The organism is Roseivirga sp. UBA838, assembly GCF_002296035.1.
Classification (GTDB): domain Bacteria; phylum Bacteroidota; class Bacteroidia; order Cytophagales; family Cyclobacteriaceae; genus Roseivirga; species Roseivirga thermotolerans.
In genome coordinates this window covers 36,398-52,016 of sequence record NZ_DBHC01000020.1, presented here as the reverse complement: position 1 = coordinate 52,016, position 15,619 = coordinate 36,398, and the positions used below count along the sequence as shown (strand labels likewise).

Here is a 15,619-nt window from a genome sequence, read left to right as displayed (position 1 = left end):
TAATTCTTGCAAAATTATAAGAATAGTTTTCCAGAGTGAAGCGTGAACCATAATTTGCTGGTCAGATGGATGTGCAATCGAAGTTTTTGAAGCGCGATGCGGTGGTAGAAGTAGTGCAGGAACTGTACAAGGCCTCTGTGCCAATGAGCTATGATTTTGAGAAACACAGGCTGGAATGGGAACAGGAAGGTCTTCCCTTTTCCTTTCGGTTGCCTATTACCCTGTTTTTTGAACCCAACGGGCAAATGCAAGAGCAAAAGGTGGTTAAATACCTGATGTTGTTGGTGCAGACAGGAAGCGCCTCTGTAGGTGTATTTAATGGAGAAGACTGCCTTTCGCACAAAGTATTTACGGCTTATATGGTTCGGAAAAAGCAGGGGAAAAGCCAGATAAAGCACTTAAAGACCAAGGGGAAGTCCAGAGCAGGAAGCCGAATAAGACTGGCAAGTGGAATTGAATTTTTCGAGAATATAAACGAGAGGGTTTCAAGGCATTTTCAGGAGCACGAGTTCGACCGTATAGCTTTTAGCTGTTCTAAAATACTTTTGCCTCATTTATTTGGGGCCAAAATACAACCGCCTTTCGAGAAGAAGGACGAACGCCTATACAAAATACCCAAGCACCTTCATCAGCCTACTTTTGAAGTAATGTTGGGTATGCAGCGGTTTATTAACCAGGGGGAACTTATTCTTCCTGCTGTTGTAGACCCGGACGATTTGTTTTACCTGTAAGGTATTATTTGTGGTGATCGGCTGCATTTACAGCAGCACCGATGATTCCGGCATTGTTGAGTTTTTCTGAAACTACAAATGGAGTATTAATTTCTATTTGATCCCGAAACTTATGGATGTGTTTGCTCACTCCACCTCCCAAAATAATATAGTCCGGAGTAAGAATGCGCTCTACATGTTTTAGGAATTTGTTAAGCCGCTTGCCCCACACTTCGAAGCTCAGGTCTTCTCGCTTTCTGGCCGAATCTGCTGCGTAGTATTCAATAAGTTCTCCGTTTTTGTAGAACATACGGCCCAGTTCAAAATTGGGGATAATCTGACCGTCCCAAAAAACTCCGCTACCCAAACCAGTGCCAATGGTTACCACTATAACCAGACCGGCATGATGGTGTCTTCCGGCTCCAAACCGCATTTCGGCTATACCGGCCGCATCGGCATCGTTAATAACAGTTACTGTTTCTCCGGAATACTCACAAAAGAGATCGTCTATTTGAGTGCCCTTCCAGCTTTTGTGCAGGTTGCTGCTATACATGGCCTTTCCGTTGACCACCACTGTGGGGAAGGCCACGCCTATGTTTTCTTTCCAGTTTAATTGGTCTTTGATTTCCCTCACCACATCGGCAACAGCTCCCGGAGTAGAGGGTTTTGGGGTAGCAATTCTAATTCGGTCCGATATAATCTTGCCTTTTTCGGTATCTACAATGGCTCCTTTTATACCACTACCGCCAACGTCTATTCCCAAAATTTCCATACAAACAGTTTAAAGGCGCACAATTTATTGCAAATATTCTAGGGCTGCAATTTAAGAGTGGCTAATCGTCTAATTCCTGAAGCAGGCTTTGGGTGTTGAGAGGCTGGGTATACATGGCTATTTCTCCTCGAGAGTTGATAGGCCACTGTTCTTTGGGTTTGTCCCAATATAGCTCTACACCGTTGCCATCCGGATCGTTGAGATATAAAGCTTCAGATACTCCATGGTCTGCATAGCCGGTAAAAGGGTAGCCTTCATCTAACAGCCTGCGAAAAATAGTGGCCAAGTCTTTTCTAGTTGGGTAGAGAATGGCTGTATGAAAAAGCCCCGGATGGTGACTGGGCGCTGGAGGTTGACCCTTACTTTGCCAGGTGTTGAGGCCAATGTGATGATGATAACCTCCGGCTGAAATAAAGGCTGCCTGTGAACCCATGCGCTGTATAACTTCAAAACCAAGCAGGTGACAATAAAAGTGGATAGACTGGTCTAAGTCAGATACTTTTAAATGCACATGGCCAATTCTGGTGTTGGCAGGAATAGTATAATGGGTCATAAATGCAGATAATAGGGTTGTAGCAGCCCAACAAATTCTTTGGAGTATTCATTCCCCACCTCCCGAATGATAAAGTTTTGCTTTGTTGTATTGATTGGTGTTCGTCCAATACTCACCACTTCTCTAAAAAGAGCAGAGCCGGGCCGGTTATAGATACTCACTTTTTGCTGAGTATATAGGCCCAAATCCTTTGCCAGAGCTTCGAAAACCTGCATTGGTTGTGGAGGCAGAAGTATGTGAGCATTGCCCTTGGGAGACAACAAGCGATTAATGCAAACAGCTAACTGATGATAACCTAGCGTGTTGGTGTGCAGGGCCTGGTTTTTGGCAGAATTTTCTCCCTGAAGATGATTTTCGAAAAACGGAGGATTGCTAATGATAAGGTCATAGGTCGTATTGGGCTCAAAATGGTCTATGTCTGTGTGGAAGAGTGACAATCTGTTTTTCCATGGCGAGACGTAGAAGTTCTCACGCGCTTGTAGAAAAGCCTCATCGTTAATTTCTACAGCATCTATGGCGCACTGCGTATGCTGAGCTTTCATGAGGGCGAGCAGGCCGGTGCCAGTGCCAATGTCTAATATACGATTTGGGTTATGTGGTTGTGAAAGCTGAGCAGAAAGTGCTCCAAAAATACAGGCTTCGGTGGTTACCTTCATGGCACATTGGGCCTGTTCTACTTTAAATTGCTTGAACCGGAAGAAGGTATTTGCCATTGTCGGGTTTACGTTTGATGATTTAAGTTCAAAGCTCATTAAAACCAGAACCAACTTCCCCCAAATCTCCTAAAGGGAACTTGGATACACTGCTTGTCTTTGCCCACATTAGATTAAACTCCTATTTTGAACATTGAACTATCGACTTTGAGCTCTAAGAATAAAGCCCTGACTCAAAGCCTTCATCAATCAGCAGGTTGGAACCTTCTGCGGCTTGTACAGCCAGTTGGTCGCAACGTTCATTTTCAGGAATTCCTGCATGGCCTTTAACCCACTGAAAGCTCACCCTATGCTTGTTGTATATTTCAACAAAGCGTAGCCACAAATCTTTGTTTTTCTTGCCTTTAAAGTCTTTTTTAATCCAGCCCCAGAGCCAGCCTTTAGTTACAGAGTCTATGACATACTTAGAGTCTGAATAGATTTTGACGGGGGCATTGGGTACTTTTATAGCTTCCAGGCCAACAATAATGGCCAGTAGCTCCATACGATTGTTCGTGGTTTTTCGGTAACCCTGAGATATTTCCTTTCTGTGTTCTCTGAACTTCATGACAACCCCATAGCCTCCCGGTCCGGGATTGCCTCTGGAGGAGCCATCGGTGTAGATGGTGATCATAGGTTCGCAATATTGTCTTTGAAGAGCTTAATGGCAATGGAAAGCAGAATTATTCCGAATATCTTCTGCAAAATACCTATGCCGCCTTCGCCAATTTTGCGCTCCAGCCAGTTGGTAGATTTTAAAACCAGATAAACAAACCCCAGATTAATAATTATACCGACAAGAATGTTGAGTTCATCGTATTCTGCCTTAATGGATATAAGGGTGGTTAGGGTTCCTGCCCCTGCAATTAAGGGGAAAGCTATGGGAACTACAGAGGTGTTGTTGGAGGCCGTGGGTTCATTCTTAAAGAAAGCCCTACCCAAAATCATTTCCATACCAATAATGAACATAATGATGGAACCGGCAATGGCAAATGAACCTACATCGATACCAAAAAGAGCAAGCAGGTTGTCTCCGGCAAACAGGAAGAGTATCATGAGGATGCCGGCTACTATAGTGGCTTTTTCGGATTGTACATGACCTACTTTTTTTCTTAGGTCAATAATAATGGGTATAGAGCCAAGAATGTCTATTACTGAAAAAAGAATCAGGGTTACGGATAGTATCTGCGTAAAGTCCAGCATGGCAAAAATGTTTTTGCAAAGCTAGGGAATAGGGCAAAGAATTAGGTTAAGTCTTTCTGTCGAAATCGTTACCTAAATGAACAAATCTTAACAATCCTTGAGATAGTAAAGAGCCATCTCGTAACCCTTCAACCCAAAACCGGTAATCATACCGGCACAATTGGCGGTGATCAGGCTTAGGTGACGGTACTCTTCACGGGCATGGATATTGGAAATGTGTACCTCAACCACCGGGGTTTTAATGGCAGCCACCGCATCGGAAATGGCTACAGAAGTATGGGTATAGGCTCCTGCATTCAGGATTATACCATCGTATGAAAAACCAACTTCGTGTAGTTTGTTGATCAGTTCACCCTCCACATTACTTTGGTAATACTCTAAATCCAGATCGCTGTGTTTTAGCTTCAATTCCTTAAGGTAATCTTCAAAACTTTTGTTTCCGTAGACACTTTTCTCTCTTACCCCAAGCAAATTCAGATTCGGACCGTTGATGATGATGATCTTCATAGGGCTAAAACTAAGACATTTTCCTCATTTTGGAATTGAAGAGATTCAGGACATTTTCCTTTCTCTATAATTTTGGAAGAAAATTTACGGAATGACGCTTCTGATGGAGCTAATTCATTAAACTTGAAAATGGCCTGGGATATATACATTCAGGAATATGAAAACTACCTTAAGCTCGAACGTTCGTTGAGCCCCAACTCTGTGGAAGCTTATGTGCGCGATGTAACGAAGTTTAAGCAGTTTCTGGAGTTGAATAACTCTGAAAAAACGGCTCAACAGGTTACCATGGTTGAGCTACAGAACTTTGTAGAATTCATTAATGAGTTGGGAATGAGCGCCTATTCTCAGGCACGGATTATCTCTGGCCTAAAGTCGTTTTACAAGTTTTTGGTTTATGAAGGTGGTTTAGAAACAGACCCTACCGAACTTTTAGAGTCTCCTAAGCTGGGAAGAAAGCTACCCGATACGCTTTCTGTTGAAGAAATAGATCAGATACTCGCGGCAATCGATCACTCTACTCCCGAAGGAATGCGTAATAGAGCCATGCTGGAGACTCTTTATAGTTCAGGACTCAGGGTTTCGGAGCTTACAGGCCTTAGACTGTCTAATGTGCATTTCGATGTGGGCTTTTTACGCATTTTAGGTAAGGGTAGTAAGGAGCGACTTGTACCGGTAGGCCGCGAAGCCTTAAAGTATATTCGTCTGTACATGGAAGAAGTACGCGTACACCTGGATATAAAGCATGGGCACGAGACGTTTATGTTTCTCAATAGAAATGGTAAGCAGCTTAGCCGTCAAATGGTCTTTATTATGATTAAAAATCTGGTGCAAAAGGCCGGCATCAAAAAGGCTATTAGCCCACATACCTTCAGGCACTCTTTTGCTACCCACCTGATAGAAGGAGGAGCCGATCTTCGGGCCGTACAGGAGATGCTTGGTCACGAGTCTATTACCACCACTGAAATTTATACCCATCTTGACAGGGACTACCTCAGGCAGGTGATTCAGGAATTTCATCCACGGAGTTAGTTCAGGGTTCAAAGTGGGGGAAAATGAGCTTGGGCAAGTGATGAAGCCAAGGGCTCATTAGAAAAATTGGTTTATGGTTTATAATCCAAAGTGATGGAAGGCATTATAAAGCCCACCTTTAAGCGAGAGTGGTAAGGAGGGGTAATTCCTCATTTAGTGGTCGACCCGGAATATTACGTTTGGAGCCTTGAACAGGTTATAACTTCTCTTCATAGGGATGTTTATCTTCTATAGTTACTCCCAGAACCCGGGCAATTGATCTGGCAGTTTGAATTACCTCGGAGTTGAAATTGGCATCTGATCGATCTATTTGAATCTTCTCGCCATTAAACAATACCAGATGTAGCGTGCACTCATCGATAATGTACTTGTTAGGATAATCGACAAGTACTTTTTTTACGTCATCAAATTCGATCCGCTTTTTGCCATAGATGTCCGCTGTTCGCGTGTTTTTGGAAAAGGTAATTTTGCTGGAAGAGAATCCAGAAGTTAAATATTTAAACGCTTGGGGTATAAGTAGAAGCGGGACGAGATAAAAAATAACCCCCCAACTATCTGCAGTGCTTTTGTGACCTCTGATTAGAGTAACATACCATATGATGGTAAATAGAAGAATAAGGTAGAAATTAACTTTAGCCCTTGCCGGATTCTTAATGATTGTAAGTTCAGTGTCTGTATTTGAAATAAGATACCGTTTTAACATTCGAATAATTTAAAATCACCAAATCCGAGCATTAATAAAAAAATACAGACAGCCACTTTGTACCATATACTAAAAACCATGAACCAACAAGCCCCAAACTATAACCACCGCTTGCGCTTGAAGTAGTAGATCATGCCTGCCGCAACAATAACAATAGCTCCCCAGAAAATGGGGTAAGAGTATTTATAACTTAGTTCCGGCATGTGCTCGAAGTTCATTCCATATATACCCGCCATAAAGGTGAGTGGAATAAACACCACAGAAAAAATGGTGAGCACTTTAAGCACATCATTTAATTTATTGGTCATGTGCGTGTGGTAGGTGTTGAGGTTGTCGTTTATGGTTTCCCTGTATACCTCAATGGTTTCAGTAACATTGGTTATATGGTCGTGTAAGTCTTTTAAGAAAGGGCGTGTTTTTTTGTCAATGACCGGAAGATCCGATTTGTTGAAGCTAATCACCGTATCGCGCAGTGGCCGGGCAAAGCGCCTCAGATAGTTAACTTCTTTTTTACTCAGGTTCAGGTCGTTGAGAATGCCCTTATTATAGTTGCCCAGTAGCCGGGCCTCTTGCTCATTGATTTCATCGCCATACTCTTCAATAATCGCCAGGTAGTGGTCCACAATTACATCGAGTAAGGCAAAGGCCAAATAGTCCGATCGTCTGGTTCGAATACGCCCTTTAGCATTACGAAGCCTGTTTCTTACACCATCGAAAATATCGCCCGACTTTTCCTGAAAGGTAATGATGTAGCCTTCACCCACAATCATACTCACTTGCTCAGAGATAATGGCCTCCTGAGCGGTTCGGAACATCTTAGTAGCAATAAAGAAATGGTCGTCATATTCATCGAAAGTAGGCCGCTGGTGTACATTCAGAATGTCTTCCATAGCCAGGTTATGAATATTAAAAGCTTCGCCAATGGTCTTAATATACTCCGTGTCGTGTAGGCCTACCACATTGAGCCAGGCTACATGCCCGTTGCCTTTCACGGTAGATACTTCACTAAGATTAAGGCTACGCTCTTCCAGGTGGTCGGCATTAAACATTATTAGGTCCAGACTTACCTTGTCTACATGCTGCTCGCCCGTATAAATTAGCGAGCCGGGCATTTGGTTGAGCTTTTTAGAAACTACACTGGTTTCAGCTTTCTTTTTTCTTCGCCTCCTTATAGACAATAGTTCGGTAGGGGAAAGGTATTTCAATTCCTTCACGATCGAATCTTTCTTTGATTGACTTATTAATATCGCACTTTAATTCAAAACCCTTCATAGGGTCTTCTGTCCATACACTAGCCCTAAGGTTTATGCTCGACTCTCCAAAATCGATAAGGCGCACCACTACAGGCGGCACTTTACGGGCCTTGTCTTCATCGCTGCGCTGGTCAATAAAATGGCGATGCTTCATGGCCTCTTGTTGAATGATCTTTATGGCCAGGTCTATGTCAGAGTCATAACTGATACCATAGAATATATGGTTGCAGACCTTTTCATCTACAATATTAAAATTATGAATGGTTTCGGCACTTATTACAGAATTGGGAATAACAAGTCTTTTGTTTTCAAAATCGCGGATTACGGTGTGCCTTAGGGTAATATCTTCTACCACCCCGGAGTAGCTGGAGCTTATTTTGACGATATCGCCTACTCTGAAGGGTTGAAAAATAACAATGAAGATACCGCTCACTATATTGGAGAAGGCGGCCTGGGAGGCAAAACCAATAATGGCGGCTATAATACCCGCACCAGCAAAAAGAGTTACACCTAGTGTTTTGAGCTCATCGATGGTAAGAAAAATAACAATGAGGGCTATGGTGTAAATAATAAACCCCAGGGCATTGCTCAAAAATGTGTATTTGGTGGGGTCTACCCTCATTTCATCGCTCGACTTATTGATGAATTTTTTGAGAATAGCCCTGAGCATTCGCAACAGAATGTAGGCAATAAAGAATATGCCTATGACGTAGCTGGCTAGGTTTACCCAACCGTATGATGTATAGTTTAAAAATTCAAAAGGTAACTCCATCAGGCTTGATTAAGGTTAAATGTCATTACCGGAATATCTGACCTGGTAATGAGGTACTCCGTAATGTTTCCCTTAATAAGATCGCGCAGCGACTCGGAGTGTTTCGAAAACAGAGCGATCATGTCCGATTCGTAGAAGTCTGCTGCGTTGAGCAATCCTTTCTGAAGCTGCTTGGTATTATATACATGCAGCTGATGTCCGCTGAGCCCGTGTTTTTCGAACCAGATTCGGCTGCGTTTTCTAATTTGTGGCGTATTATGAAAATTGGCGGGAGTGTTTACAAATACAAACTGTAGTTCGCTCTCAAACTTTTGTGCAAAGGCCAGCAGGTCATTCATTTTTTGAGTGCAGTCATCCTCTAAATTCGTAGGCACCAATATTCGGTTAGGGCTAAAGGTCTCATCGGTGTGATTTACCGTGATTACCGGGTTTTGAGCCAGTTTGGCGATACGCTCCGGGTGGGTTTTCTTAAGGAACTCATCGAACCTCTGGTGTTCGTAGTTGCCCACTATGGTCAGGTCATAGCCTTCCTCGGCCACCAGCTCGGCAATCTTATCGGGTGAACTGTCAATTTTTAATTTATATGAGATTTTCAACCCTTCTGATTCGAGCTTCTCCATGTACTTTTCCATCTTGCGCTCGTTCTGCTCTATAATCTCTTCCAGAAACTTTTGCCCTGTTTTAGACTTACTCTTGTATATACCCAGTTCGTCCATATATACCGCCAAGGCAGCCTTTACTACATGAATAAGCGCAATTTCTGCATTGGTTTTTTTGGCAATGCACTTGGCTACATCCAGAGCTTTTATGGTTTTGTCCGTAAAATCTACCGGCACAAGTATCTTCTCGTACATCTATCTTAAGATTTTTATCAAATTCAGACATATTCGAGTAATCGCCAAAACAATTTTTGGAAATAGTTGAAAGGGTAGCTTAAAATTTCAATTCTGCTTCAACTCACTTATTTTTGCCCGAAATCTTCAGCCTTGTATAAGTTTCTCATTCGTCCGTTTTTATTTCTCAAGAATCCAGAGCCGGCTCACTATTCTACATTCAACCTGATAAAGAAAACATTTAGCTGGCCGGGTGTTCAGGCTATGTGTCGTGCTTTATTTCGATACGAGCATCCTGACCTACAGGTAGAGTGCATGGGGCTCAAGTTTCCAAACCCTGTGGGGTTGGCAGCCGGTTTCGATAAAGATGCGCGCCTTTTCAACGAGTTAGAGGCATTTGGATTTGGGTTTATTGAAATAGGAACTCTTACCCCCAGACCTCAGGAAGGTAACCCCAAACCCAGGTTGTTTAGGCTGCCCGATGATAAAAGCCTTATCAATCGTATGGGATTTAATAATGAAGGGGTGGAGGCTGCTATCGAACGACTCAGAAAGAAGAAAACCCGCGTTCTAATTGGAGGAAACATTGGCAAAAACAAAGTAACCCCCAACCACGAGGCGGTAGAAGATTACGTGTATTGCTACAACGCCTTACTGCCTTATGTAGATTACTTTGTGGTAAATGTGAGTTCGCCCAATACTCCTAACCTGAGAGAACTACAAGATAAGGAGCCTCTTACTGCGCTGCTCAATACCTTGCAAGATCGCAAGCGGCAAGCCGGGGCCAGTCAACCTATTTTGCTTAAGATTGCTCCCGATTTAACTACCTCACAATTAGACGATATTATTGATATTGTAAAGGAAACGGGCATTGATGGTGTTATAGCCACAAACACTACTATAGACCGCACGGGGCTAAGCACTCCGGCAGAAACAGTTGAGCAAATAGGAGCCGGAGGTTTAAGCGGTGCTTCCGTAAGGTCAAAGTCTACCGAAGTTATTCGTTACTTGCACACCAAATCGGCCGGAGCTTTTCCAATCATCGGGGTAGGGGGTATATCTACTGCCCGCGATGCCATTGAGAAGTTGGAGGCAGGCGCAACGCTCGTTCAGGTATACACAGGGTTTATTTACGAAGGCCCGGCAATGGTGAAGAAAATTAACAAAGGAATTCTTCGTTGGAAAAAAGCGCACGATAGAGGCTAGTGCCAATGTGCGGTTTCCAAAATTCATTTTAACTTCGTACAAACTGGTTTAAAATTTTTCAATGGCCCAAAATACCTACAAGTCCAATACATTTAAGAGTAACCAGGGAAAACAGGCTAAGGCTAAAAAGAAGCTACCGCTAAATCTTAAAATCCCCTTTTTGAAGGATAGAAGGTTTCAGCTCTCTCTCGGGTTCTTTCTGTTGTTGGCTTCGGTATTCATTTTCCTCTCTTGTTTTAGCTATTTGTTTACGGGTAAGGCCGATCAGAGTGTTGTAGAAGCCTTTTTCGATAAAGGAGAATCTGTAAAATCTTTGGGGCAAGAGGCAGCCAACTGGATGAAGCTTCTGGGGGCACTCACAGCTCATAAACTCATCTTCTCGTGGTTCGGAATTGGGGCTTTCCTTATTCCTCCCTTCCTGTTCATTCTGGGGTATAAGATTGTGTGGGGCAAAGAACTCATGAAAATTTCACGGGCTTTGGTTACAACCCTGTTCTTCTTAGTATGGATAAGCCTGCTTATGGGGTCAATGATCCGGTCAGACGATTCTGTTTCGGAGTGGAGTTTCTACTCCGGGGGTATGGGATACGAGCTTTCGTTATTCTTCGATGGTCTTTTAGGCTATGGCACCATTCTCTTTCTGGCCTTTACTCTATTGGTGTATGTTATCTTCTTCTTTAACATTACCGAGGTGTTGAGCCTGAAAAAAGCTGCAGTAGGGCCTGTTGAGAAAGACAACTCAATGCCAGAAAGCAAAAGCACAGTAACAGAACCGGAAAGTGAGAAAGAAGAAGCCGAAGAAGATATGGAAGAAGAGCCTGAAGAAGCACTCGAAAACTGGGTGGTAACCGTAAAAGACGAAGACGAAGCAGACTCGGAACCGGAAAAGGAAGAATCGGCTCCAACCATAAACCTTTCTACTACTCCGGCCCAAAATACACCTAAGCCTCAAGTGGAAGAGAAGACCGATGAGCTAGAATTGGAAATTGCTCCGGTAAACACCCCACAGCCCAAGAGTCAGGACAAAGAGCCCGCTTTTGAGGTAGAAATAAAAGAAGCCTCAGAAAAGTTGGTGGAAAAGGCAGGACACTACGACCCAACACTGGACTTACCTAAATTCCAGTTTCCGAATGTAGACCTACTAAATGAATATTCAACGGGTAAAATACAGGTAACCAAAGACGAGCTTCAACAGAATAAAGACAAAATTGTAGAAACGCTTACCAACTTTAAAATTGGCATAGCCAGTATTAAAGCAACCATTGGCCCCACCGTGACCCTCTATGAAATAGTGCCGGAAGCAGGGGTTAAAATTTCGAAGATCAAAAACCTGGAAGACGATATTGCCTTGAGCCTAAGTGCATTGGGTATTCGTATTATTGCCCCAATTCCCGGAAAAGGCACCATTGGTATAGAAGTGCCCAATAAAAACAAAGAAATGGTCTCCATGCGCTCGGTTATTTCAACCGATAAGTTCATGAATTCCGATATGGCGTTGCCTATTGCACTGGGCAAAACCATTACCAACGAAATATTTGTAACCGACCTGGCCAAAATGCCTCACCTGCTAATGGCCGGAGCTACAGGTCAGGGAAAGTCCGTGGGGCTAAACGTTATACTTACTTCCCTGCTTTACAAAAAGCATCCGTCTCAGCTCAAATTTGTGTTGGTAGACCCAAAAAAGGTGGAACTTACGCTCTTCAATAAGATTGAGCGGCACTATCTGGCCAAGTTGCCCGACAATGAAGAACCCATTATTACCGACACCAAAAAAGTAATCTACACACTAAACTCCCTGTGTATAGAGATGGATCAGCGCTATGATCTGCTAAAAGATGCGGCTTGCCGAAACATTAAGGAGTACAACAAGAAGTTTGTAGACCGAAAGCTCAACCCCGAAAAAGGACATCGCTTCCTGCCTTATATTGTGTTGGTTATCGATGAGTTGGCCGACTTGATGATGACAGCCGGTAAAGAGGTGGAAACCCCCATAGCTAGGCTGGCACAGTTGGCAAGAGCCATTGGTATACACCTGGTAGTGGCCACACAACGACCGTCTGTCAATGTAATTACCGGTATTATCAAGGCCAACTTCCCCGCACGTCTCTCGTTCAGAGTAACCTCTAAAGTGGATTCACGAACTATTTTGGACGCTGGAGGGGCCGATCAGCTCATTGGGCAGGGAGATATGCTACTGTCTATGGGTTCCGATATTATAAGATTGCAGTGTGCATTTGTAGATACGCCCGAAGTAGACGAAATTTGTGAATTCATTGGTTCTCAAAGAGGTTATGACTCAGCCTATCTGCTGCCCGAGTTTGTGGGCGAAGATGAAGGTGGAGGAAGAGCCGATGTAGACCTGTCGGAAAGAGATGCTCTGTTCGATGAAGCTGCCCGCCTTATTGTCGCACACCAGCAAGGAAGTACCAGCTTGATACAGCGTAAGCTCAAATTGGGATACAACAGGGCTGGCCGACTGATTGATCAGTTGGAGGCAGCCGGAATTGTTGGCCCGTTTGAAGGAAGTAAAGCCAGAGAGGTTTTAATTCCCGATGAATACAGTTTGGAACAGTTATTGAACAACCTGGGCAATAACTGATTTCGAGAAATTGATAAAAGAATGAAAAGAGTATTAATTGTGATGATTTGGATGGTTGCCTCCTTGGCAGCTGTGGGGCAAAATCAGGATCCGAAAGCCATTTTAGACAAAATGAGTTCGGTCTATAAAGCCATGCCAGGCTTTGAAATAGGGTTCGTGCAAAAAATTCTTAACGAATCGGAAGTTGTGGCCCGGTTAACCGGTGAGGCTTCGGTATCGAAAGAGAAGTTTCGTATAAAGTTTCAAGATCAGCATATCTATTGCAATGGCACTGTGCTATGGACCTATCTTGTAGAGTCTCAGGAATTGACCATTAGTAATTTTGAGCCGGAGGAAGCCGTCATTAACCCCTCCAATGTGTACGATATTTATAAGCAGGGCTTTAGCTTCAAATATAAAAGGCAAGACTCTATAAATGGTGAGCTTGTTCATGTTATAGAGCTAATTTCTACCGATAAGGAATCTGACTTTACCAATGTGATCATGTATATCGGTCAGAAAGACTCTTACCTAAAGGCGTGGGATCTCATTGATTATGATGGAGCCAAGACCGCTTTTGAAGTCTCAAAGTTTACGCCCAACAAAACCTTTCCACAGGGATTTTTCGAGTTTGACGAAGAAAAGAACCCGGTTCAGTACAAAGAAGACCTTCGTAATTAATGAACAAAAAACAACTGTTTGATCAAATCAGAGCCAAGGCATCTTATTTGTGCGTGGGTCTTGATAGCGACATTCATAAAATTCCGGAACACCTACGAAAAGCGGACGATCCGCTTTTTGAGTTTAATAAGCAGATTATAGATGCAACCATAGACTATGCTGTGGCATATAAGCCCAATATAGCCTTTTATGAAGCGCATGGACTCAAAGGTTGGGAAAGCCTTATGAAAACCATAGCCTATTTGCCCGATGATGTGTTTATAATTGCCGATGCCAAGCGTGGAGATATTGGTAACACTTCCAAAATGTATGCCCGTGCATTTTTTGAGCAAATGAATTGTGACGCCATTACTGTTGCTCCCTACATGGGAGAAGACTCAGTAAAACCTTTTCTGGACTTTCCTGAAAAATGGGTCATTCTATTGGCTCTCACTTCTAATGCAGGGGGTAAAGACTTCCAAAATCTTGCCCTTACAGAAGGTGATCAACTCTATGAGCGAGTGTTAAAGAAAAGCCAGGGTTGGGGCTCAGACGAAGAACTCATGTATGTAGTTGGGGCTACCAAAGCGGAAGCCCTTACCAATATTCGCCAGATTGTTCCTAATCATTTTTTGCTTGTGCCCGGGGTAGGAGCGCAGGGGGGGAGCTTGTCTGAGGTTTCAAGGCACGGGCTTAATAGCCAGTGTGGGCTTCTTGTCAACTCTTCTAGGGGCATTATTTATGCCGATGGGAGCGAGTCGTTTGCATCTGTAGCAGGTAGCAAAGCCCGTGAGCTTCAGCAAGAAATGGCTAACTATTTGGAAAAATATTGCTAGATTCATCGGTGTAAGCACACACCGATGATCAAAGAAGACTTTCTACACTTCGTTTGGCAACATCAGTATTTTAACTCCAAAGCACTTAGGACAACCTCCGGTGAACCGGTTGCTGTTATAAAACCCGGAGTGGTAAATCAATTAGCTGGTCCTGACTTTAAGGAGGCATTGGTCGATGTGAACGGAATTCAATGGGCTGGCTCAGTCGAAATTCACATCAAATCCTCCGACTGGAAAGCTCATAAGCATCAAGGCGACCCGAACTACAGCAATGTGGTACTGCATCTGGTTTACTTCAACGACTATCAGGTTTGTGACAACGAAGGTAAACCCATTCCTACGGTAGAACTTAAGGGCCTTATAAAGCCCGGCTTACTCAACCGATATCAGCAAATTATTAAAAGCAATAACCCAATTGCCTGTGCCGAACTTTTTCCAAAGGTGCGCTCGGTTACCAAGCTAGCCATGTTGGAAGCTGCCCTGATTCAACGGCTGCAACGCAAAGGAGCACTTTTTAAGGAGTTACTTGTTAGGAATAAGCAAGACTGGGAGCAATCAGTCTATGAGTGGCTTGCACAGGGCTTTGGTTTCAAAACCAATGCTCAAAGTATGCTGGCTCTGGCACAGACTGTTCCGTTGCGTGTATTGCGCAAGCACAGCGACTTGAAGCAGTGGGAAGCATTGCTTTTTGGGGCCAGCGGGTTACTCAATACCCGTCACACCTCATCCTATGCCTATGAGCTAAAGCGAGAGTATACCTTTTTGGAGAGAAAATACGCTATCAATTCGCAGTTAAGTTTCAACCAATGGCATTTCTCGGGGGTTCGGCCAACCAACTTTCCAACCGTACGAATAGCCCAATGGGCGGCACTTGTACATAAAAACCATAGTCTCTTTTCCCTATTCACAGACTTTTCCAATACCCGAGAGCTACAAAAACGCTTGCAGGTACAGCAAAGTACATATTGGCAGCAGCACTTCAACTTTGGGGTTGAAAACAAGCAAGGCAACGATCGTCTCTCCAAGTCTGCCATCTCCAATCTCATGATTAATACAGTAGCTCCGTTGTTGGTAGCCTATTCCGAATACAAAGACGAAACCGATATGTTGGAGCAAGCCATGAATGTGCTCATGAGTTTGCCGGTAGAAAACAACCATATTATTCGTAGTTGGTATGAATTGGGGTGGAATGTCAACTCGGGCTTCGACACTCAGGGTTTAATTGAGTTGTACAACGAGTATTGTAAGCACAACAATTGCCTCAAGTGTAAAATTGGAGTAGAACTCATTCGGTCTTAAAGGTGCTGAGCCT

The 15,619-nt window shown here is 43.5% G+C and carries 17 protein-coding genes; 7 read left to right on the top strand and 10 right to left on the bottom strand.

The window, feature by feature from the left end; genetic code table 11:
- The first annotated feature begins 65 nt into the window (after positions 1–65).
- Complete coding sequence (locus B3O12_RS07295; protein WP_189629686.1) at positions 66–731, top strand: hypothetical protein; 666 nt, start codon at positions 66–68, stop codon at positions 729–731.
- A gap of 4 nt (positions 732–735) precedes the next feature.
- On the opposite strand, the gene ppgK is transcribed toward B3O12_RS07295, so the two are convergent.
- From ppgK to aroQ, 6 genes are all read right to left on the bottom strand, one after another.
- Positions 736–1,482 carry a polyphosphate--glucose phosphotransferase gene (gene ppgK, locus B3O12_RS07290; protein WP_189629687.1) on the bottom strand — a complete coding sequence of 249 codons (747 nt, stop codon included), beginning with the start codon at positions 1,480–1,482 and terminating at the stop codon, positions 736–738.
- A 61-nt stretch (positions 1,483–1,543) separates the two neighbouring features.
- Entirely contained in the window at positions 1,544–2,035 is a 492-nt protein-coding gene (locus tag B3O12_RS07285; RefSeq protein WP_286755811.1) for a VOC family protein, read from the bottom strand.
- Positions 2,032–2,748 carry a tRNA1(Val) (adenine(37)-N6)-methyltransferase gene (locus tag B3O12_RS07280; RefSeq protein WP_286755810.1) on the bottom strand — a complete coding sequence of 239 codons (717 nt, stop codon included), beginning with the start codon at positions 2,746–2,748 and terminating at the stop codon, positions 2,032–2,034. Before B3O12_RS07280 ends, B3O12_RS07285 begins: the two co-directional genes overlap by 4 nt.
- Before the next feature lie 154 nt (positions 2,749–2,902).
- The gene (rnhA, locus tag B3O12_RS07275) at positions 2,903–3,361 is read right to left on the bottom strand and encodes a ribonuclease HI (protein WP_189629690.1); all 459 of its coding nucleotides are present in this window, start codon (positions 3,359–3,361) and stop codon (positions 2,903–2,905) included.
- Positions 3,358–3,930: a MarC family protein gene (locus tag B3O12_RS07270; RefSeq protein ID WP_189630058.1), complete on the bottom strand. Its 573-nt coding sequence runs from the start codon at positions 3,928–3,930 to the stop codon at positions 3,358–3,360. Before B3O12_RS07270 ends, rnhA begins: the two co-directional genes overlap by 4 nt.
- An 87-nt stretch (positions 3,931–4,017) precedes the next feature.
- Positions 4,018–4,437: a type II 3-dehydroquinate dehydratase gene (aroQ, locus tag B3O12_RS07265; RefSeq protein WP_189629691.1), complete on the bottom strand. Its 420-nt coding sequence runs from the start codon at positions 4,435–4,437 to the stop codon at positions 4,018–4,020.
- 129 nt (positions 4,438–4,566) lie between these two features.
- On the opposite strand from aroQ, the gene xerD reads away from it, so the two are divergent.
- A complete protein-coding gene (gene xerD, locus B3O12_RS07260) occupies positions 4,567–5,466 on the top strand; it encodes a site-specific tyrosine recombinase XerD (RefSeq protein WP_189629692.1) in 900 nt (299 codons plus the stop codon).
- 196 nt (positions 5,467–5,662) lie between these two features.
- On the opposite strand, the gene B3O12_RS07255 is transcribed toward xerD, so the two are convergent.
- The 4 genes from B3O12_RS07255 to B3O12_RS07240 form a co-directional block, all read right to left on the bottom strand.
- Positions 5,663–6,169: a hypothetical protein gene (locus B3O12_RS07255; RefSeq protein WP_286755809.1), complete on the bottom strand. Its 507-nt coding sequence runs from the start codon at positions 6,167–6,169 to the stop codon at positions 5,663–5,665.
- A gap of 98 nt (positions 6,170–6,267) precedes the next feature.
- Positions 6,268–7,383: a magnesium/cobalt transporter CorA gene (corA, locus tag B3O12_RS07250; RefSeq protein ID WP_286755808.1), complete on the bottom strand. Its 1,116-nt coding sequence runs from the start codon at positions 7,381–7,383 to the stop codon at positions 6,268–6,270.
- Positions 7,313–8,194 carry a mechanosensitive ion channel family protein gene (locus B3O12_RS07245; protein ID WP_189629695.1) on the bottom strand — a complete coding sequence of 294 codons (882 nt, stop codon included), beginning with the start codon at positions 8,192–8,194 and terminating at the stop codon, positions 7,313–7,315. The genes corA and B3O12_RS07245 overlap by 71 nt, the downstream gene beginning before the upstream one ends.
- Complete coding sequence (locus tag B3O12_RS07240) at positions 8,194–9,048, bottom strand: universal stress protein (protein WP_286755807.1); 855 nt, start codon at positions 9,046–9,048, stop codon at positions 8,194–8,196. Before B3O12_RS07240 ends, B3O12_RS07245 begins: the two co-directional genes overlap by 1 nt.
- Positions 9,049–9,180: 132 nt before the next feature.
- On the opposite strand from B3O12_RS07240, the gene B3O12_RS07235 reads away from it, so the two are divergent.
- The 5 genes from B3O12_RS07235 (at position 9,181) to B3O12_RS07215 (ending at position 15,606) form a co-directional block, all read left to right on the top strand.
- Positions 9,181–10,233: a quinone-dependent dihydroorotate dehydrogenase gene (locus tag B3O12_RS07235; protein ID WP_286748369.1), complete on the top strand. Its 1,053-nt coding sequence runs from the start codon at positions 9,181–9,183 to the stop codon at positions 10,231–10,233.
- A gap of 61 nt (positions 10,234–10,294) precedes the next feature.
- A complete protein-coding gene (locus B3O12_RS07230; RefSeq protein WP_286755806.1) occupies positions 10,295–12,832 on the top strand; it encodes an FtsK/SpoIIIE family DNA translocase in 2,538 nt (845 codons plus the stop codon).
- 21 nt (positions 12,833–12,853) lie between these two features.
- Positions 12,854–13,492 carry a LolA family protein gene (locus B3O12_RS07225; RefSeq protein WP_189629699.1) on the top strand — a complete coding sequence of 213 codons (639 nt, stop codon included), beginning with the start codon at positions 12,854–12,856 and terminating at the stop codon, positions 13,490–13,492.
- Entirely contained in the window at positions 13,492–14,307 is an 816-nt protein-coding gene (gene pyrF, locus B3O12_RS07220; RefSeq protein ID WP_286755805.1) for an orotidine-5'-phosphate decarboxylase, read from the top strand. Before B3O12_RS07225 ends, pyrF begins: the two co-directional genes overlap by 1 nt.
- A 24-nt stretch (positions 14,308–14,331) precedes the next feature.
- Positions 14,332–15,606 carry a DUF2851 family protein gene (locus tag B3O12_RS07215; protein WP_286755804.1) on the top strand — a complete coding sequence of 425 codons (1,275 nt, stop codon included), beginning with the start codon at positions 14,332–14,334 and terminating at the stop codon, positions 15,604–15,606.
- Positions 15,607–15,619 lie beyond the last annotated feature (13 nt).